The 19,289-nt window shown below is 64.1% G+C and carries 15 protein-coding genes; 8 read left to right on the forward strand and 7 right to left on the reverse strand.

Features of this window, described 5'->3' with window-relative positions:
* The first annotated feature begins 88 nt into the window (after positions 1-88).
* Positions 89-1,207, forward strand: coding sequence for an NADH:flavin oxidoreductase/NADH oxidase (locus E2K99_RS17810; RefSeq protein ID WP_134223073.1), 1,119 nt, complete (start codon positions 89-91; stop codon positions 1,205-1,207).
* Between the two features lie 202 nt (positions 1,208-1,409).
* On the opposite strand, the gene E2K99_RS17815 is transcribed toward E2K99_RS17810, so the two are convergent.
* Positions 1,410-2,051 (reverse strand): DedA family protein, encoded by a 642-nt coding sequence (locus E2K99_RS17815; RefSeq protein ID WP_134223074.1) that lies wholly within the window; start codon positions 2,049-2,051, stop codon positions 1,410-1,412.
* Positions 2,052-2,425: 374 nt separating this feature from the next.
* Between E2K99_RS17815 and E2K99_RS17820 the strand changes: the two genes are divergently transcribed.
* The 4 genes from E2K99_RS17820 to E2K99_RS17835 all read left to right on the forward strand — a co-directional run bounded on the left by E2K99_RS17820 (position 2,426) and on the right by E2K99_RS17835 (position 6,447).
* Positions 2,426-3,211, forward strand: a complete 786-nt coding sequence (locus E2K99_RS17820; protein ID WP_134223075.1) for an SDR family oxidoreductase — start codon at positions 2,426-2,428, stop codon at positions 3,209-3,211.
* Positions 3,212-3,264: 53 nt separating this feature from the next.
* Positions 3,265-4,197 carry a 3,5-dioxohexanoate:acetyl-CoA acetone transferase gene (gene kce / locus E2K99_RS17825; RefSeq protein WP_134223076.1) on the forward strand — a complete coding sequence of 311 codons (933 nt, stop codon included), beginning with the start codon at positions 3,265-3,267 and terminating at the stop codon, positions 4,195-4,197.
* Between the two features lie 162 nt (positions 4,198-4,359).
* The gene (locus E2K99_RS17830) at positions 4,360-5,331 is read left to right on the forward strand and encodes a thymidylate synthase (RefSeq protein WP_034330222.1); all 972 of its coding nucleotides are present in this window, start codon (positions 4,360-4,362) and stop codon (positions 5,329-5,331) included.
* Between the two features lie 54 nt (positions 5,332-5,385).
* Entirely contained in the window at positions 5,386-6,447 is a 1,062-nt protein-coding gene (locus tag E2K99_RS17835) for an NAD(P)H-dependent flavin oxidoreductase (protein ID WP_134223077.1), read from the forward strand.
* 13 nt (positions 6,448-6,460) lie between these two features.
* Here the strand turns inward: E2K99_RS17835 and E2K99_RS17840 are convergent, their stop codons facing one another.
* The 4 genes from E2K99_RS17840 to E2K99_RS17855 form a co-directional block, all read right to left on the reverse strand.
* Positions 6,461-7,942, reverse strand: coding sequence for an efflux transporter outer membrane subunit (locus tag E2K99_RS17840; RefSeq protein ID WP_034330232.1), 1,482 nt, complete (start codon positions 7,940-7,942; stop codon positions 6,461-6,463).
* Between the two features lie 89 nt (positions 7,943-8,031).
* Positions 8,032-9,243 (reverse strand): efflux RND transporter periplasmic adaptor subunit, encoded by a 1,212-nt coding sequence (locus E2K99_RS17845; protein ID WP_134223078.1) that lies wholly within the window; start codon positions 9,241-9,243, stop codon positions 8,032-8,034.
* Between the two features lie 114 nt (positions 9,244-9,357).
* Positions 9,358-12,024 (reverse strand): glucans biosynthesis glucosyltransferase MdoH, encoded by a 2,667-nt coding sequence (gene mdoH, locus E2K99_RS17850; protein WP_134223079.1) that lies wholly within the window; start codon positions 12,022-12,024, stop codon positions 9,358-9,360.
* Positions 11,997-13,622, reverse strand: coding sequence for a glucan biosynthesis protein G (locus E2K99_RS17855; protein ID WP_134223080.1), 1,626 nt, complete (start codon positions 13,620-13,622; stop codon positions 11,997-11,999). The genes mdoH and E2K99_RS17855 overlap by 28 nt, the downstream gene beginning before the upstream one ends.
* 345 nt (positions 13,623-13,967) lie before the next feature.
* On the opposite strand from E2K99_RS17855, the gene E2K99_RS17860 reads away from it, so the two are divergent.
* Both E2K99_RS17860 and E2K99_RS17865 read left to right on the forward strand, forming a co-directional pair.
* The gene (locus tag E2K99_RS17860; RefSeq protein ID WP_134223081.1) at positions 13,968-14,462 is read left to right on the forward strand and encodes a dihydrofolate reductase; all 495 of its coding nucleotides are present in this window, start codon (positions 13,968-13,970) and stop codon (positions 14,460-14,462) included.
* Positions 14,463-14,671: 209 nt separating this feature from the next.
* Positions 14,672-16,924, forward strand: coding sequence for an arginine/lysine/ornithine decarboxylase (locus tag E2K99_RS17865; protein WP_121045317.1), 2,253 nt, complete (start codon positions 14,672-14,674; stop codon positions 16,922-16,924).
* A gap of 82 nt (positions 16,925-17,006) precedes the next feature.
* On the opposite strand, the gene E2K99_RS17870 is transcribed toward E2K99_RS17865, so the two are convergent.
* A complete protein-coding gene (locus E2K99_RS17870; protein WP_088754808.1) occupies positions 17,007-17,537 on the reverse strand; it encodes a chromate transporter in 531 nt (176 codons plus the stop codon).
* A complete protein-coding gene (locus tag E2K99_RS17875; protein WP_134224150.1) occupies positions 17,534-18,166 on the reverse strand; it encodes a chromate transporter in 633 nt (210 codons plus the stop codon). The genes E2K99_RS17870 and E2K99_RS17875 overlap by 4 nt, the downstream gene beginning before the upstream one ends.
* Before the next feature lie 100 nt (positions 18,167-18,266).
* Between E2K99_RS17875 and E2K99_RS17880 the strand changes: the two genes are divergently transcribed.
* Entirely contained in the window at positions 18,267-19,193 is a 927-nt protein-coding gene (locus tag E2K99_RS17880; RefSeq protein ID WP_134223082.1) for a LysR family transcriptional regulator, read from the forward strand.
* Positions 19,194-19,289 lie beyond the last annotated feature (96 nt).

A 19,289-nucleotide genomic window follows, 5' to 3' on the forward strand; every position in this document is an offset into this window, starting at 1 on the left:
GCGGGGGGCGCCGACGCACTTTTTGGAAATCCCCTAGACTGCGCATCTCGGCATCGTCCCGATGCCACGACATGACAGGAGTTCTTGCATGAGCAGTCAATTGTTTTCGCCGCTGACCCTGCGCGGGGTCACCTTGCCCAACCGCATCGCCGTCTCGCCGATGTGCCAGTACTCGGCCGACGACGGCTTCGTCAACGACTGGCACCTGGTGCATCTGGGCAGCCGCGCCGTGGGCGGAGCCGGCCTGGTCATCATGGAGGCCACCGCGGTCGTGCCGGAAGGCCGCATCACCAGCGCCGACCTCGGCATCTGGAAGGATGAGCACATCGCGCCGCTGCGCCGCATTACCCGTTTCATCGAACAGCAGGGTGCCGTCCCCGGCATCCAGCTGGCCCATGCCGGCCGCAAGGCGAGCGCCCTGCGCCCCTGGGATGGCCCGGCCGGCAGCGTGCCGGTGGCCGAAGGTGGCTGGCTGCCACAGGCACCCTCGGCTCTGCCCTTCGACACGACCTATACCGAGCCGCACGCCTTGACGGTGGCCGAGATCGCCTCGCTGGTGCAGGCCTTTGCCGACGCCGCCCGTCGCGCGCTGGCTGCCGGCTTCAAGGTGATCGAACTGCACGGTGCGCACGGCTACCTGGGTCACCAGTTCCTCTCGCCGCTGAGCAACAAGCGAACCGACCAATATGGCGGCAGCTTCGAGAACCGTATCCGCTTCCTGCTGGAAACGGTGCAAGCCACCCGCGCCGTCTGGCCGGCCGAGCTGCCGCTGCTGGTGCGCCTGTCGGCCACCGACTGGACCGAAGGCGGCTGGAATGCCGATGACACGGTCGCGCTCTCGGCCCGCTTGCGTGACATGGGTGTCGATCTGGTCGATGTCTCTACGGGCGGCAACCTGCCCTCGGCGGCCATCCCTGTCGGTCCTGGCTACCAGACCGGCTTTGCCGCGCGTGTGAAAAACGAAACGGGGATCGCCACCGGCACGGTCGGCATGATTACCGAAGCGATCCAGGCCGAGCACGTGCTGCGCACCGGCCAGGCCGACCTGGTGCTGCTGGCGCGCGAACTGCTGCGCGATCCCTACTGGCCACTGCATGCCGCGCAGCAATTGCGCGAAGACGTGGCGTGGCCGCCGCAATACGTGCGGGCGGCGTCCAGCAAGACGCCGTTGCGGCCGGATGTGCAATATGGCCGCAAAGAGGAATAAAGCGCGCCTCATCAACCGTTCGGACTGAGTAGCCGCCAAAGGCGGCGTATCGAAGACGTGGCTGCCGCAAGGTAGCCAAGCCTTCGATACGATCCTGGCGGATCTACTCAGGACGAACGGCATGTAGAGCGCCGCCCATGAAAAATGCCGATCAGCTTTTCGCTGACCGGCATTTTTCATTGCCTTGACGTCGGTGGAGCAATCAGCCCGGACGGCGCTTGTGGCGGAAGTACTCGATGATGCCCGGCAGGACCGACAGGATCACGATGGCCACGATCAACAGGCTCAGGTTCTTCTTGACGATGGGCAGGTTGCCGAAGAAGTAGCCGGCATAGCCGAAGCTGGCCACCCAGGCGATGCCGCCGATGACGTTGTAGAGGAAGAAGCGCGAATAGGTCATCGCGCCCACACCCGCCACGAAGGGCGCGAAGGTGCGCACGATGGGCGCGAAGCGAGCAATGATGATGGCCTTGCCGCCGTGCTTCTCGAAGAAGGCATGGGTCTTCTCCAGGTATTCCTTCTTGAAGATGCGCGAGTTCGGCTTGTCGAACACCTTGATCCCCAGCATCTTGCCGATCTGGTAGTTGGTGCTGTCGCCCAGGATGGCGGCCACGATCAGGGTCAGCAGCATCAGGTGGATGTCATACGCCCCGGTAGCAGCCAGTGCACCGGTGACGAACAGCAGCGAATCACCCGGCAGGATGGGCGTGACCACCAGGCCGGTTTCGCAGAAGATGATCAGGAACAGGATCAGGAACAGCCAGGGTCCATAGGAAACGGCCAGTTCGGCCAGGTGACGGTCGATGTGGACGATGAAATCGACCAGGAACAGAAGGATATCCATAAGCCTGTGTGAAAGAGGGGAAGTGGCGAAAAATGGGCATTGTACCAACAGCCTGCCACGCTCCCGTGAATTTTGATGCAGCGCCGCAGCGACGCCCTGCCCGCCTGCCTTCCCCGGGGATTGATGAAAGTTTTTCCCTGCGGCGCAATCTGTTCACCTGTCCGCGTCCCACCCTCGTCGCCGCTGCGCGCCAGCCCGCTTCCCATGCGCTCTGGCGGCGGGATCGGCCGATTTCATCGGTAGCCACTGGTCAGGATGCTGTCGTTGACGCTCCGGTCCGGCTCTACTACAGTCGTCCGCACCCGACCGCCCCCCACGACAAGACCAGCCAGCGCTGGCATCCGGGCCGGATGAACCCCTCAGGAGACAAACCCATGGAACTGAATCTGCAGGACCAGAAAGTCATCGTCACCGCCGGTGCCCAGGGCATCGGCCTCGCAATTACAGAAACGTTCATCAAAGCAGGCGCTCAAGTGCATGTCTGCGATATCAATGAGGCTTTCCTGGCCGATGCCCGTGCCCGCCTGGCAGGCGCGGCGGTGAGTTTCAGCCGCACTGACGTGGCCAGGCCCGAGGAAGTCGATGCCATGTTCGCCGACCTGGCCTCGCGCTGGGATGGACGGCTGGACGTGCTGGTCAACAATGCCGGCATCGCCGGACCCACCCTGCCGGTGGAAGACATCGCTCCGGCCGAATGGGACCAGACCATCGCCATCAACCTGACCGGCCCCTTCCTCTGCACCCGGCGTGCGGTGCCGATGCTCAAGCAGAACGGCGGCGGGGCCATCATCAACATCTCTTCGGTCGCCGGCCGGCTGGGCTTTGCACTGCGCACGCCCTATTCGGCTTCCAAGTATGGCGTCATCGGCCTGACCGAGACCTGGGCCATCGAACTGGGGCCGTCCAACATCCGCGTCAACGCCGTCTTGCCCGGCATCGTCGAAGGGCCGCGCCAGGAACGCATCGTGGCGGCCAAGGCAGCGGCCTACGGCATCGAACATGAAGAAATGCGCGCTCGGCTGCTTTCCAAGGTCTCGCTGCGGCGCATGGTCAGCGCCCAGGATATCGCCAACCAGATCCTCTTCCTCTGCTCGCCCGCCGGCGCGGCCATCAGCGGCCAGAGCCTGTCAGTGTGCGGCAACGTGGAAACGCTGGCCTGAGCCGGCGCAACGGCCTTCTTCCCTTTTCCTTCATCTTTTCAGGAGCTAGCCCCATGGCCCAGCCTCGCAAAGTCATCATCACCTGCGCCATTACCGGTGCCATTCATACCCCCTCTATGTCGCCCTACCTGCCGGTCACGCCCGAGCAGATCCGCGACGAAGCCCTGGCCGCGGCCGATGCTGGTGCCGCCATCGTGCACCTGCATGCGCGCGATCCGCAGAACGGCAAACCGACGCAGGATCCGGACGCCTTCCGCAAATTCCTGCCGCAGATCAAGGCCGCCTCCAACGTGGTCATCAACCTCACCACGGGCGGCGCGCCGACCATGGGGGTGGAAGAGCGGCTGCAACCGGCCTTGCAGTTGAAGCCGGAAGTGGCGTCGCTGAACATGGGCTCAATGAACTTCGGCCTGTATGAAATGCTGAACCGCTTCAAGGATTTCAACTACGACTGGGAACAGCCCTACCTGGCCGGCTCCGATGACCGCATCTTCCGCAATACCTTCAAGGACATCGCCTACATCCTCGAATCCTGCAGCGCCAACCAGACCCGCTTCGAGATCGAGTGCTATGACATCGGCCATCTCTACACGGCCGCGCACTTCATCGACCGCGGCCTGATCAAGCCGCCCTTCCTGATCCAGTCGGTCTTCGGCCTGCGCGGCGGCATCGGCAACGATGTCGAAGACGTGATGCACATGAAGCGCACCGCCGACCGCCTCTTCGGCGACGCCTACTTCTGGTCGGTGCTGGGTGCCGGGCGTGGCCAGATCCCGATTGCCACGATGGCCGCCGCCATGGGCGGGCATACCCGCGTGGGGCTGGAAGATTCACTCTGGGATGGCCCCGGCCAGCTGGCCAAAAGCAATGCCGACCAGGTGCGCCGCATCCGCACCGTGATCGAGGCGCTTTCCTTGCAAGTGGCGACGCCTGACGAGGCGCGCGCGATGCTGCAGCTCAAGGGCGGGCAGAACGTCGGATTCTGAGGCAGGCGCGGCCCCATTGATGACACCGGAGCGGGCGACCGCCTCCGGTGTTTTTCTTCATATTGCTGCGATGACAAGCTTTTGTGGCAACAGATGTTCGGGCCGTCGATAGGCTACAATCCCCCATCCTTTGGCCTCCCGGCCAGCCTCCCGAACATTGCAATGAAACAATACCAAGACCTCATCCAGGACGTGCTGACCAACGGCTCCTGGCAAGACAACCGCACCGGCATCCGCACCCTGAGCATTCCCGGGGCCATGATGCGCTTCGACCTGCAGAAGGGTTTTCCGGCAGTGACCACCAAGCGCCTGGCCTTCAAGTCGGTGGTGGGCGAACTGTGCGGCTTCCTGCGCGCCACGCGCAGCGCGGCCGATTTCCGCGCGCTGGGCTGCAAGGTCTGGGACCAGAACGCCAACGAAAACGCCGACTGGCTGGCCAATCCGTTCCGCACCGGCACCGATGACCTGGGCCCGGTGTATGGCGTGCAGTGGCGCGAATGGCCGGCCTACAAGCTGATCGACGCTGCGCACACCGCGCAGATCGACGCGGCCCGTGCCAAGGGCTTTGCCATCGTCTCCTCGCTGCAGGACAACGGTGTGGAAAAAGTCCTGCTCTACAAGGCCGTGGACCAGTTGCGCGAGTGCCTGGATACCATCGTCAAGAATCCCGGCAGCCGCCGCATCCTGTTCCACGGCTGGAACTGCGCGGTGCTGGACGAAATCGCCCTGCCCGCCTGCCACCTGCTGTACCAGTTCCTGCCCAACCAGAGCACGGGAGAGATCTCGCTCTGCCTGTACGTGCGCAGCAACGACATCGGTCTGGGCACGCCCTTCAACCTGGCCGAGGGTGCGGCGCTGCTGCACCTGGTGGCGCGCCTGACCGGCTACAAGCCGCGCTGGTTCAGCTACTTCGTGGGCGATGCGCACATCTACGAAAACCATATCGACATGGTCAAGGAACAGTTGACGCGCGAGCCCTACCCGCTGCCGCAACTGGCCATCGCCGAGCGTGTACCGGAATTCGCAAGAACCCGCGAGTACGCACCCCAATGGCTGGAACTGGTCGAGCCGACCGACTTCTCGCTGGTCAACTACCAGCACCACGCCCCGCTGACCGCGCCCATGGCGGTCTGATCCACCTCGGCAAGCCGGCTCCGTTGAGGGCCGGCCTGCGCTTCGGGAGTTCGCATGTCCAACGCGCTGCTGCAACGACTGGGCCTGGCCCATCCCATCATCCAGGCCCCGATGGCGGGCAGTTCCACCGTGACCATGGCAGCGGCTGCCTCCAATGCCGGTGCGCTGGGCTCGCTGGCGCTGGGGGCCTCTTCGGTGGCGCAGGCGCGCGAGGCGCTGGCGCAATTGCATGCCCTCACCGACAAACCCTTCAACGTCAATTTCTTCTGCCACCAGCCGGCCGTCCTGGATCCCGCCCGCGATGCCGCGTGGGTCAGGCACCTGCAGGGCCATCTGGACGAATTCGGCGGCAGCATCAGCCTGCCCCTGAAAGAGATCTACCAAAGCTTCATCGTCGATACCGGGATGCAGCAACTGGTGCTGGAATTGCCCCCGGCCGTGGTCAGTTTCCACTTCGGATTACCGGACGCTGGCGTCATCCAGTCACTGAAAAATGCGGGTGTCTTCCTGATGGCCACCGCCACCAATCTGGACGAAGCGCGCCAGATCGAGGCAGCCGGACTGGATGCCATCGTCGCGCAGGGTATTGAAGCCGGCGGCCATCGCGGCATCTTTGATGAACACAAGGATGAGGAAATCGGCACCTTCGCCCTGGTACGCCTGCTGGCCACGCAGTGCCGGCTGCCGGTGATCGCCGCCGGCGGCATCATGGATGGTGCCGGCATTGCGGCAGCCCTGCGGCTGGGCGCGCAGGCGGTGCAACTGGGCACGGCCTTCCTGCTCACGCGTGAATCGGGTGCCAACGCCGCCTACAGAAATCTGCTCAAGAGTTCACGTGCCCGGCACACGCGCGTGACCGCCGCCATCTCCGGCCGCCGCGCGCGGGGCATCGTCAACCGCTTCATGGAAGAAATCGACATATCGCCTGCAACCCCCATCCCTGCGTACCCCGCCGCCTACGACGCCGGCAAGCAGTTGCACGCCATGGCAACCGCCAGGGAGGTGCACGAGTTCGGCGCCCACTGGGCTGGCCAGGGCGCGGCGCTCATCCGGGATGGCTATACGGTCGGGGAACTGGTGCACCTGCTGGTGCAGGAGTGGCAGGCGCAGGGCTGACCCGCGCCTGGATTCAGGAGACGGTGTCGGTGCTGGCAGCGCCGGGCTCCGCCGGCACCTGCTTGTCCTGCCAGCCGCCACCCAGGGCCTTGTAGAGCGAGACGGTCGCCTGCAGGCGCTGCAGCTTGATCTGGCCCAGCTGGTTCTGCGCTTCCGACAAGGTGCGCTGGGTATCGAGCACCACCAGCAGATCCTCGGCCCCGGCGCGATAGCGGATCTCCGCCAGCTCGAAGGCGAAGCGCGCCTGGTCCACCTCATTGACCTTCAGGCGATAACGCTCTTCCAGACTGCGAATGGCCCCCAGGGCCTTTTCCACTTCCGACAGCGAGGTAATCACGCGCTGGCGATACACCTGCACCAGTTCTTCCTTCTGCGCCTCGGCCAGCGCCTGCTGGTTGCGCAGGTTGCCGCCGTCGAAGATCGGCGCGATCAGGCTGGTACCGAGATTGGCGAACAGATTCGGACCATTGAAGAGCGACAGCAAGGCATTGCTCTGCGCCCCGGTGGAACCGGTCAGCGAGATGCTGGGGAAGAGCGAAGCCCGCGCCACGGCCACATTGGCATTGGCCGCCGCCAGATTGGCTTCGGCACGGCGAATGTCGGGGCGACGCGTCAGCAGTTCCGACGGCAGGCCCGCCGAAATACGCGGCATCTGGATCTTCGCCAGGCCCTTTTCCTCGACCTTGAAATTCTGCGGCGGACGGCCCAGCAGGATGGCCAGCGCGGTCTGCGCGTCCTGCTCCTGCTGTTGCAGATCGGGAATCAGCTGGCGCTGGTTGGCCAGCGCCGAACGCTGGCGCGCCAGGTCCAGCGGCGAGGCCGAACCGGCGCGGCTTTGCGCCTCCACCAGACGCAACACGCGCTCGGCATTGTTGACGTTCTGGCGTGCGATCTCCAGCCGGTCACGCAGCGACAGCACCTGCAGATAGGTGGAAACGATGCCGCTGGTGACCGTCAGCGCGACCGTTTCCCGGTCGTAGCGATTGGCGCGCAAGGTCGCTTCGGCGGCTTCGACACCCGCGCGGTTCTTGCCCCAGAAATCGATTTCGTAGCTGACCTGCAGGCTGGCATTGGCGCTGTTGGTGGGCGTGCCGCCGGAGATGGGCATCTCGCGGTTGGCACCGGCATTCAGGCTCACATTGGGCAGCAGCGGTGCACCGGCGATGCGGGCTTGCGCCTCGGCCTGCTTGATGCGCGAGAAGGCGGCAGCGATTTCGTAATTGTTGCGCTGGCCTTCCTGCACCAGGGAAGACAATTCACCACTGCCAAACTGTTTCCACCAGTCGGTATCGGGCCACAACTGCTCGGCGTGCGCCACGTCGGCAGAAGCACCGCCGCCCCATTTGTCGGGCACCTGCATTTCGAGGATGGGATCGGGTTGCACCTCACGCGTGACGCAGCCGCCGATGGCCAGCACCAGCGCGGCCGCCATCGCCACCCGCGTCATGCGGGGCCATGGAGAAGACGTCAGCAGCGGTGTATTACGCAGTGTCATGGGCTTGAACATCGACAGATGAAAACAGAGAGGACCGGGTCACCCGGCGAAGCCGTTACTTTACAGCAAGCCTCGCGCCCGTCCCGCGATTACTTGGCGGCGGCGTTGCCATCGCCCGCCGGTGCCGGCGGATTGGCCGGCAGCAGTACCTGCTCGCCCTCCTTCAGACCGGACAGCACCTGAGCGCGTTCGCCATCGCGAATGCCGATCTTGATCTTGCGCGTTTCCAGCGTGCCATCGGCCAGCACCACCTTGACGGTCTGGGTGCCATCCATGCCGGGCTTGGTCACCAGCGAACGCGGAATGGCCGGCACGTGTTCCGCCCGCGCCAGCACGAAATACACGTCGGCACTCATGCCGCTCATCAGTTCGCGGCTGGGATTGGCCACATCGAAGAGCACGGTGTAATACGCCTTCTTGCCCTGGCGACCGGAGTCATCGGTGGGCAGCAGCATGATCTGGCGCAACTTGCCGCTCCAGCGCTTGCCGGGATAGCCGGGGGTAGTGAAATACGCGGTCATGCCCTTTTGCAGGCGCGTCACGTCCTCTTCCGACACCGGCACCTGCACCGTCATGCGCGAAAGATCGGCGATGCGCATCAGCACTTCCTGATTGGCGCTGACCATCTGGCCGGGGCGCGCGTTGAGGGTGACGATGGTACCGCTGACCGGGGCCTCGATGCGGGTCTGCTTCTGCACGGCCTCATCTTCACGAATGGCCGCTTCGGTCTGCTGGATCTGGGCGTTGGTGGCGTCCACGCGGGAAGCCGCCGCATACATGTTCATGCGGCTGGATTCGTAGGATTCTTCGCGGGTGGCGTTCTCGGCCTTGAGCTGGGTCTGGCGCTGGAACTGCAGTTGCGCAAAGTCCAGCTGCGCATTCTGCCCGGCCAGCTCGGCCTTCAGTCGTGCCAGCGTGGCACGGTTGCTTTCGATGCGGCTGTTCTGCACGGCCGGCGCGACGGTGGCCAGCAGGCGTCCGGCCTTGACCGCCTCGCCGATCACCACTTCCACATCCGAGATCTGGCCGGCGACCTTGGAGCCGACGTCCACATAATCCTGGGCCACCACATTGCCGGTGGCGTTGACCACCTGCTCCAGGTCGGCACGTTCGACGGCCACCGTCTCCAACTTCACCGGAATCGGCTTGGGCGGTGCCGGTGGCGGCGACTGCCGCGCATAGAGCGCATAGCCGCCGCCCAGCACCAGCACCAACGCGACGGCGCTCCACCAGGCCTTCTGCCGGGCAGGCGCATGGGTGGTCGGGACTACGTGCGGGAGTGGGTCGTGCGGCTCGGTCATGTCACAGGCGGCAAGCGTTAAATCAAGTCAGGGTCAACAATGCGTGATGATCCCTGCAAAAGATGACGGCCGAATGTCTTCGGCCGTCCCCTGTTCCGGTCGTGGTCCGCCCCCTCAGGCGGCCAGTGCCGGTGATGCGACGGCGGCGGCAGGTGCCGCTTGCTGGCGCGCGGCATGCCAGTCCGGATGGACCTCGGCAGCACCGCTCCAGACCGCCTGGTGCAGTTGCGACAGCAGGCCCGGTTCTTCCAGGATGCTGTTTTTCTGCTTGTCGTTCAGCGCGTCCGGCCCGTCCTTGAGCGCGGTGCGCACCAGCTTCTCGCGCAGATGCTGCGTCAGTTGCGGTACGTGCGGATGCGCATGCGCGGTGGCACACATCAGCGCATTGAAGGACGGATCGACCACGGCCTCGACGAAGCCCGGCAGCGGCGGGGTCTCTTCATGATGGCGCACGGTTTCGCGCAGCTCGAACGGTGGCGTGGTCTCTTCAGGGATCTTGAACAGACCCGCACGGCGGAAGCCACGGCCATACGTCACGCGCGACGACAACACCGACACAGGCACCGATACCGCCAGCGAACCGGCAATCGGAATGAGCCAATAAATGAAGGACGGATTGAGCCAGTACACCAGCGCGCCCCAGGCCACGCCCAGCACCGAATGCCAGCCATGGCGGCGTACTGCCTCGCCCCAGCCGGTTTCATTGTCGGCACGCGGCGGCGACTTCCAGCCGGCGTTCCAGCCGAGGAAGGCACCCAGCACGAAACGGGTATGGAACAGCATGCGCACCGGGGCCAGCGCCATCGAGAACAGCAGCTCGATCACCATGCTCACGAACAGCGCCAGCGCACCGCCGAAGCCGCGCGCGCCCTTCACCGCAAACAGCAGCACGGCCAGGATCTTGGGCAGGAACAGGATGGTGGCGGTGGCCGAGACCAGCGCCAGTGCCTTCTCCGGATGCCATTCCGGCCAGATCGGGAAGAGCTGGCGCGGTGCCGTGAAATACTGCGGATCGATCAGCGTATGCGCTGCCAGCAGCACCGTGGAGAGGATCAGGAACAGCCCCCACAGCGGTGCCGACACGTAAGCCATCACACCGGTGACGAACACCGCGCGATGCACCGCGTGCATGCCGCGCGCCAGGAACAGGCGGAAGTTCATCAGGTTGCCCTGGCACCAGCGGCGGTCCCGACTGAGTTCATCGAGCAGGTTGGGCGGCATTTCTTCGTAGCTGCCGTCCAGGTCATAGGCGATCCACACCGACCAGCCTGCACGACGCATCAGCGACGCCTCCACGAAGTCGTGCGACATGATCGGACCGGACAGGTTGCCCTTGCCCGGCAGCGGCGCCAGCGCGCAGTACTTCATGAAGGGCTGCAGGCGGATGATGGCGTTGTGGCCCCAGAAGTGCGACTCGCCCAGCTGCCAGTAATGCAGACCCGCGGTAAACAGCGGGCCATACACGCGGGTCGAGAACTGCTGGATGCGTGCATACAGCGTATCGCGTCCGGCTGCGCGCGGTGCGGTCTGGATGATGCCCGCGCCCGGATGGGCTTCCATCAGGCGGGTCAGCTTGGTGAGGCATTCGCCGGTCATGACGCTGTCGGCGTCGAGCACCACCATGTAGCGATAATCGGCCCCCCAGCGGCGGCAGAAGTCGTCCAGGTTGCCGCTCTTGCGCTTGACGCGGCGACGGCGGTGACGATAGAAGATGCGTCCGAAACCGCCGGTCTCGCGGCAGAGGCGGTCCCATGCCGCAGTTTCGGCGGCGCAGATGTCGGCTTCGCCGCTGTCGCTCAGGATGAAGAAATCGAAGTGCTGGATCTGCCCGGTGCGTTCCAGCGACTCGTAAGTCGCGCGCAGGCCGGCGAAGACGCGTGCCACATCTTCGTTGCAGATGGGCATGACGATGGCCGTGCGGGCCTCCGGCGCGATCTCGGTATGGCCGGCCTTCTCGTGCGAGATGAGGTACTTGTCATCACCGCGCATGAGGAGCAGGAAGCCGGTCATGGCCGTCCAGAACCCGGCCGAGACCCACAGGAACAGCAGTCCGAACAGGAACAGCACCACCATCTCCAGCGGCTTGGTGCCGTGATACGGCAGCACGTCGCTCATGAAATAGGTGGCCATGGAGGTCTGCAGCGCCATCAGCACCAGCAGCGTAATACGGCGGATGTTGCCCGTATGCTGCCAGTGCCCCTTGGGATCGGGGGCCTCGGACTGGTCCAGGTGATCCTCGATGTAGCGCGGTTCGTCATCCACCGGCGGTGCGGCTTCAGCCACCTTGGCGCGGCCCTTGCGGGCGCGGCGCCAACGGCTGGGACGGCGTTCCAGGCGGCGGTTTTCCTCTTCCACCCAGCGCGAGAAAGGATTGAGTTCGCCCCACGGGCGCGGCACCATCGATTTGCGATGCATCGGCGGGCCGACCGGAATGCGCGGCTGGCCGCGCTCTTCACCAATGGGAGGAACGGGCGCACCCTGCACCGCCTGTGCCGCTTGGGCAGCAGGGACGGCCGCCGGTTGCGCGGCGGGATACATGAGACGCAGGCGCGCATCGACCGAAGCTTGCGCTGCGGCCGGTACCAGGCTGGCATCGCGCCCGGAGGCCTCGGCCAGCACGCGGTGCAGGTCGGCCACCGGATCGCCGGAGCCGATTGCACCCGCGCGCGCAGCCAGGTCCTGGCGTTGCTCAGGCGACAGCGGCAGACGCGCGAGGTAATCCTCCAGCGTCTGCGAGGCTGCCGAAGTCTGCCTTAGTTGGGGGGTAATATGTAGCTCCACGTTTCAGACAAAGTTGTGCCGCCGTTGGCATTGCGCAGGAAACCGCGCAGCTCGACGGGCTTGTTTTCTTCCAGGCGGCGCAGCTTGACTTCCACGCGCCAGCCGCCGGTCATTTCGTTCTTGCGGGTGGTGACGCTGGCCAGCTTGCCATTGGCATCGGCCTCGACCACGCCTTCCACGCGCGCATTGGCGGGCAGCTTCTTGAGGTTGCCGCCGTCGAAGTCGATCGCCAGCTGCTGCACCTCATCCTGCTTGCCTTCCTGCTTGGGACGGTAGCCGTGGCCGAACAGGGTCTGCGTGACGAAGGCCAGTGGCGGACGCTTCTCGTTGTCCTTCTGCCAGGACAGGCGGTATTCCACGTTCAGCGGCTGGCCCGGCTTGGGCAGCGTGTTGGGAATCCAGTAGGCCACGATGTTGTCGTTGGTCTCGTCGGGCGTGGGAATCTGCACCAGCTCCACGCGGCCCGAACCCCACTTGCCCTTGGGCTCGACCCAGGCGCTGGGGCGCGACTGGTAGTTGTAGTCCAGGTCTTCGTAGTGCGAGAAATTGCGGTCGCGCTGCATCAGGCCAAAGCCCTGCGGATTGTCGAAGGAGAACGAAGTCACCAGCAGGCGCTTGGGGTTCACCAGCGGACGCCAGAGCCATTCGCCGGTACCCGACTGCATCGACAGGCCGTCCGAATCATGCACTTCCGGACGGAAGTCATCAGCCGGACCCGGCTGGTTCTCGCCGAAGAGGAACATGCTGGTCAGCGGGGCGATGCCCAGCTTGGTGACATTGCTGCGCAGGTAGAGCTGGGCCTTGACGTCCATGGCGGTATCCACGCCGGGCTTGAGGACGAAGCGATAAGCCCCGGTAGCGCGCGGCGAATCCAGCAGCGCATAGATCACCAGTTCCTTGGCCTCGCCCGAGGGACGCTCCAGCCAGAATTCGGTGAAGCGCGGGAATTCCTCGCCCGAATAGAGTGCGGTATCGATGGCCAGCCCGCGCGCGGAGAGGCCATAGCTCTGCCCCTTGCCCATGGCGCGGAAGTAGCTGGCTCCGTGGAAGGTCAGCACGTCATCCTTGACCTTGGCCGAGTTGAGCGGGAAGCGGATGCGGAACCCGGCAAAGCCGATGTTGCGCAGGGTGCGCGGATCGACGCTGCGGTTGGCGCTGTAATCGAAGAGCGCCGGATTGAAATGAATCTCGCGCACGGCGTCGCCGACCACTTCATTGATCTTGACCGGCTCGGTATAGCTCGCGCCCAGATGGATGAAGGACAGTTCGAAAGGCAGCTTCTGGGCGCGCCAGTACGACTTGTCATCGCGGAAGTAGATCTGGCTGGCCTGCTCGTAGCTCAGGTCCTTGAGCGACTTGGGCAGATCATCGGCGGGCTTCTTGTACGACTTGCCGGCCAGCGCCTTGGCGCGGGCGGCCACCGTATTGAAATCAAAGGCCAGGGCAGCTTGCGGCAAGGCCAACGCCAGCAGACCCGCCAGGGTCGCCGGAGCGGCGAGGCGACGCCACCAGGTCGATCGTGCGGAACTGCGCCGGGAAACGAGTCCCTCGCGCGGCCAGGAGGTGGTGTGAAGCAGCATTATTGTTTTGTCTGACATGCAATTTTCTGGTTGATTGCCCCGGCAGACACTGGAAGCAGCGCCGCACCGGAAAGCAGGCGCTAGTTTACCCAAATGTGGCGGGGATTGTTCGCTAGTTCATATGAAGATGGCATGCTTGCAGAGGGAATCGCCCTGAGGGACAGTATTTCCTGAATGAAACTTCATTCGACTGCAAACCCGGCCCCGGCGCGCGCAAGCGGCCAGCCGGTTCAGGTATAAGGGCAGGTGGCGGCGCATAAAGTTCCGTGCCGCAGCATGGCTGCTGTAACATTATGCTTCTGTCGCCCTTGCATCCGGCCGTGCGCCGGGCTGCAGGCCTTCCGTCCGAACCCAGATTCCCGCATGACCACAGCTTCCGGCTCCCTCACCATCGTCGTCGCCACCGACCTCAACAACGGCATCGGCATTCGCAACACCCTGCCCTGGCATCTGCCGGAAGACCTGGCCCATTTCAAGCGCACCACCTCGGGGCATGCCATCCTGATGGGCCGCAAGACCTTTGAATCGATCGGCCGGCCGCTGCCCAACCGGCGCAACATCGTCATCACCCGCAATACCGAGTGGCAACACGCGGGCGTGGAGACGGCGGCCTCGCTGCAGGACGCCGCCGCGCTGGCGCAGGGTGCACCGGCCTTCATCATCGGCGGTGCGCAGATCTATGCGGAAGCCCTGCCGCTGGTGGACCGGCTCATCATCACCCGCATCAACCAGGCTTTTGATTGCGACGCCTTCTTCCCGACCCTGGACCCGCTGCTGTGGCAGGAGACCGCACGTGAGGACCACCGGTCCGAAACTTCCGGATTGGACTACGCTTTTGTGACATACGAAAGACGTTGAACCACCTCGGCGCGAGGCTGTTGTTTTTTCCCTTTTTTGCTTAAACTGCGCACCTCTTTAGCGCAGTTGGCGCGCACGTTGCGCGCATATCTGCGACAATCCCGCTTTCATTTTTCCGGCGCGCAAGCACTGCCAGCCCAGGCGCTTTTCTTTTCACCCCCTGCGCGCGCGCCTGTCCGGCCGCACGCGCGCAAAGCCTGGAGAAATCCATGAAATTCCGATTCCCCATCGTCATCATCGACGAAGACTTCCGCTCCGAAAACACCTCCGGCCTGGGCATCCGCGCCCTGGCCGACGCCATCGAAGCCGAAGGCATGGAAGTGCTGGGCGTGACCAGCTACGGCGACCTGGCCCAGTTCGCCCAGCAGCAGTCGCGCGCCTCGGCCTTCATCCTGTCCATCGACGATGAAGAAATGGGTGCCGGTTCCGACGAAGAGACCGACCACGCCCTGAAGGCCCTGCGTGCGTTTGTCAGCGAAATCCGTCACAAGAACGCCGACATCCCCATCTACCTCTACGGTGAAACCCGCACCTCGCGCCACATTCCCAACGATGTGCTGCGCGAACTGCACGGTTTCATTCACATGTTCGAAGATACGCCGGAGTTCGTGGCGCGCCACATCATCCGCGAAGCCAAGTCCTACCTGGACGGCCTGGCCCCGCCGTTCTTCCGCGCCCTGGTCGATTACGCCCAGGATGGTTCCTATTCCTGGCACTGCCCCGGCCACTCCGGCGGCGTGGCGTTCCTGAAGTCGCCCGTGGGCCAGATGTTCCACCAGTTCTTCGGCGAACGCATGCTGCGCGCCGACGTCTGCAATGCCGTGGAAGAACTGGGCCAGCTGCTGGACCACACCGGCCCGGTCGCCAACTCGGAACGCAATGCGGCGCGCATCTTCAATGCCGACCACTGCTACTTCGTCACCAACGGTACCTCGACCTCCAACAAGATGGTCTGGCACTCGACCGTGGCACCGGGCGACATCGTCGTCGTGGACCGCAACTGCCACAAGTCCATCCTGCACTCCATCATCATGACCGGCGCGATTCCCGTGTTCCTGATGCCCACGCGTAACCACCTGGGCATCATCGGACCGATCCCGCTGGAAGAGTTCACCCTGGAAAGCATCCAGCGCAAGATCGAAGCCAACCCCTTCGCCCGCGAAGCCAAGAACAAGAAGCCGCGCATCCTGACCATCACCCAGTCGACCTACGACGGCGTGGTCTACAACGTCGAGACCCTGAAGGACATGCTCGACGGCGAGATCGAAACCCTGCACTTCGACGAAGCCTGGCTGCCGCACGCGACCTTCCACGACTTCTACAAGGACATGCACGCCATCGGCAAGGACCGTCCGCGCGCCAAGAAGTCGCTGATCTTCTCGACCCAGTCGACCCACAAGCTGCTGGCCGGCCTGTCGCAGGCCTCGCAGATCCTGGTGCGCGAGTCGGAAACCGTGAAGCTCGATGAAGACGCCTTCAACGAAGCCTTCCTGATGCACACCTCGACCTCGCCGCAATACTCCATCATCGCCTCCTGTGACGTCGCAGCGGCCATGATGGAAGCGCCGGGCGGCACGGCGCTGGTGGAAGAAAGCATCCTGGAAGCACTGGACTTCCGCCGCGCCATGAAGAAGATCGACCAGGAATTCGGCGATGAATGGTGGTTCCAGGTCTGGGGCCCCAACAGCTTCGCCGCCGACGGCATCGGCGAGCGCGAGGACTGGGTCATCAAGGCCGAGGACGACTGGCACGGTTTCGGCAACCTGGCACCGGGCTTCAACATGCTGGACCCGATCAAGGCCACCATCGTCACCCCGGGCCTGGCCCTGAACGGCCAGTTCGGCGAGAACGGCATCCCGGCCTCCATCGTGACCAAGTACCTGGCCGAGCACGGCGTGATCGTGGAGAAGTGCGGCCTGTATTCCTTCTTCATCATGTTCACCATCGGCATCACCAAGGGCCGCTGGAACACCCTGGTGACCGCGCTGCAGCAGTTCAAGGACGACTACGACAAGAACCAGCCGATCTGGCGCATCCTGCCCGAGTTCGCGCAGCGCAACCCGCGCTACGAGCGCCTGGGCCTGCGCGACCTGTGCCAGCAGATCCACGAGACCTACCGCGCCTACGACGTGGCCCGCCTGACCACCGAGATGTATCTCTCGGACATGCAGCCGGCCATGAAGCCTTCGGACGCCTTCTCCAAGATGGCACACCGCGAGATCGAGCGCGTCCCCCTGGACGAACTCGAAGGCCGCGTCACCTCGATCCTGCTGACTCCCTATCCGCCGGGCATCCCCCTGCTGATCCCGGGCGAGATCTTCAACAAGACCATCGTCGATTACCTGAAGTTTGCGCGTGATTTCAACGAGAAATTCCCGGGCTTCGAAACCGACGTGCATGGCCTGGTCAAGCGTGAAGTCAACGGCCGCCGCGATTACTTCGTGGATTGCGTCAAGCAGTAAGTCTCAGCGCTGCACGTAAAAAAAAACAGCCGATGCCTGCGAGGGCATCGGCTGTTTTGTTTTCGCTCCGGCAGAGGCGCCGTCAGAAAGTACCGAGATAGAAGAATCCCGCCAACGCCCCGCCAAACAACAACCACAACGGATGGATTTTTGTCTTGAGCGCGATGATGGCAGTGGCCGCCGTGATCGCCGCCAGGAATCCGTGGGTGATCGACGCCTGCGTGATCAGCAGCGCCGACGCCGCGACCAGCCCGCCCGTGACCGGCAGCAGGCCGGCCTGCACGTGACGCCGCCAGGGCTTGTCCTTGAACCTCTCCCAGACGTGCAACATGATGATGGTGATGAGGGAGGACGGCCCGAACTTGGCCAGGCTGGTCACCAGCATCCCCCAGAAGCCGGCCACATGCCAGCCCACCAGCGTGACCACCATCAGGTTGGGACCGGGCGCCGCCTGCCCCAGGGCGAACAGCGCACTGAAATCCTCGGCGCTCATCCAGTGATGCACTTCCACTACCTGGCGCTGCATCTCCGGCAGGATGGTATTGCCGCCACCGAAGGCCAGCACCGACAACTGCGTGAAGATGATGGCCAATGCGATCAGGGTCTGGCTCATTGCGCGCCCTCCTTCTTGCCCTCACGCTGCGCCAGCGCAGCCTGCGGCTTGGCAGCAAAGCGATCACCGTAACGTGCAGTGAGGACCACGCTGATGGGTGTCATCACCAGCATCACCCACAGCAAGGGGATACGCAGGAAGGCGATGGCGATGAAGCAGATCACCGCCACGGCCGCCAGCACCAGATTCTTGCGCAGCGGCAGCGCGATCTTGACGGCCATCTGGATCAGCAGGCCCGCAGCCGCCGCAGCCAGTCCGGCGAACAGATGCTTGACGTTGGGATCATGCTGGAAATGCTGGTAGATCATCCCCAGCAGGATCACCACCATGGAAGGCACGGCGATCAAGCCGGTGATGCCCGCCACGGCGCCCTTCCAGCCCCGGAACTTCATGCCCAGCGCCACCGACAGGTTGATGATGTTGCCCCCGGGCAGGAACTGGCACAGCCCCAGCAGCTCGACGAATTCAGGATCGGTCAGCCATTTTCGGCGTTCGACGATCATGCGGTGTGCCAGCGGCAGCGCGCCGCCGAAGGCAGTCATGCCCAGGCCGAGAAAGCCCAGGAACAATTCCCTGGTAGTGGGGATAGGCCGTTGCTCGGCCAGGAGGTCAGGAGTGCTCATCATCATCTCATGCAAGCGCGGCGTGATTGCCGCATGCATGAAAGGCTACGCTTGAGGAGGGTTTTTGTCTAATATATGTCAGACACCCTATCCATATTCTACCGATATGTCACCTTCCATCGACCTGCGCCTGTTGCGCTACTTCATCGCCGTGGCTGAAGAGGGCCACCTGACCAAGGCCGCCGAGCGCATCGGCATCCAGCAGCCGCCTCTGTCGCAGCAGATCCGCCTGCTGGAGCGCGAACTGGGCGTGACGCTGTTCAACCGCCTGCCGCGCGGCATGGAGCTCACCGACAGCGGCACCGCCCTGTTCAACGATGCCCGCGCCCTGCTGGCACAACTCGATACGACGGTAGCCAGCGTGCGCCGCATTGCCCAGGGCAAGATGGGACGCATCGCCGTGGGCTTCACCGAATCGGCCTCGCTGCATCCCTTCGTGCATTCGGTCATTCGCGCCTTCCGCGCCGATGCGCCGGACGTGGCGATGACGGTGGAAGAAAGCAATACGAATGAACTGATCGAAGCGCTGCGCGCCAAGCGCCTGGACCTGGCCTTCGTGCGTTCTCCCGTGGGGGATTCCGGCGGCCTGACCATCGAGACCATGCTGGTGGAAGAGATGGTGGCCGCGTTGCCGATCGACCATCCGCTGGCCGAGCAAGGCAAGCGCAAGAGCATCGCCCTGCACGCGCTGGCCGAGGAGTCCTTCATCATGACGCGCCGGCCCAACGGCCCCGGCCTGTACGACACCATCATCGCGGCCTGCCATGCGGCGGGCTTCTCGCCACAGGTGATCCAGGAGGCGCGCAAGAATCTCTCCACGCTCTCGCTGGTGGCGGCGGGCGTAGGGGTGGCCGTCATCCCGGCGTCGATGACGCGGGTCAATGCGGAGGGGGTGGTGTACCTCAAATTGACCGGCGCAGCCGAGCTGAAAGCACCGCTGCACCTCGCTTACCGCACCGGCAGCATCAGCAGCGCGGCACGGCTGATGCGGGAAGAGGCGCTGAAACTGAGTGCGGGACGCAAGCGGCGCTGATGTCCGCAGGCATATTGCCGAGATATGGCAATCCGTTGATCGATACAAAAATGGCTTCCCGCAGGAAGCCATTTTTTTGTACTGCCGATATGGTTT

This window comes from Herbaspirillum huttiense, assembly GCF_004367745.1.
Classification (GTDB): domain Bacteria; phylum Pseudomonadota; class Gammaproteobacteria; order Burkholderiales; family Burkholderiaceae_D; genus Herbaspirillum; species Herbaspirillum huttiense.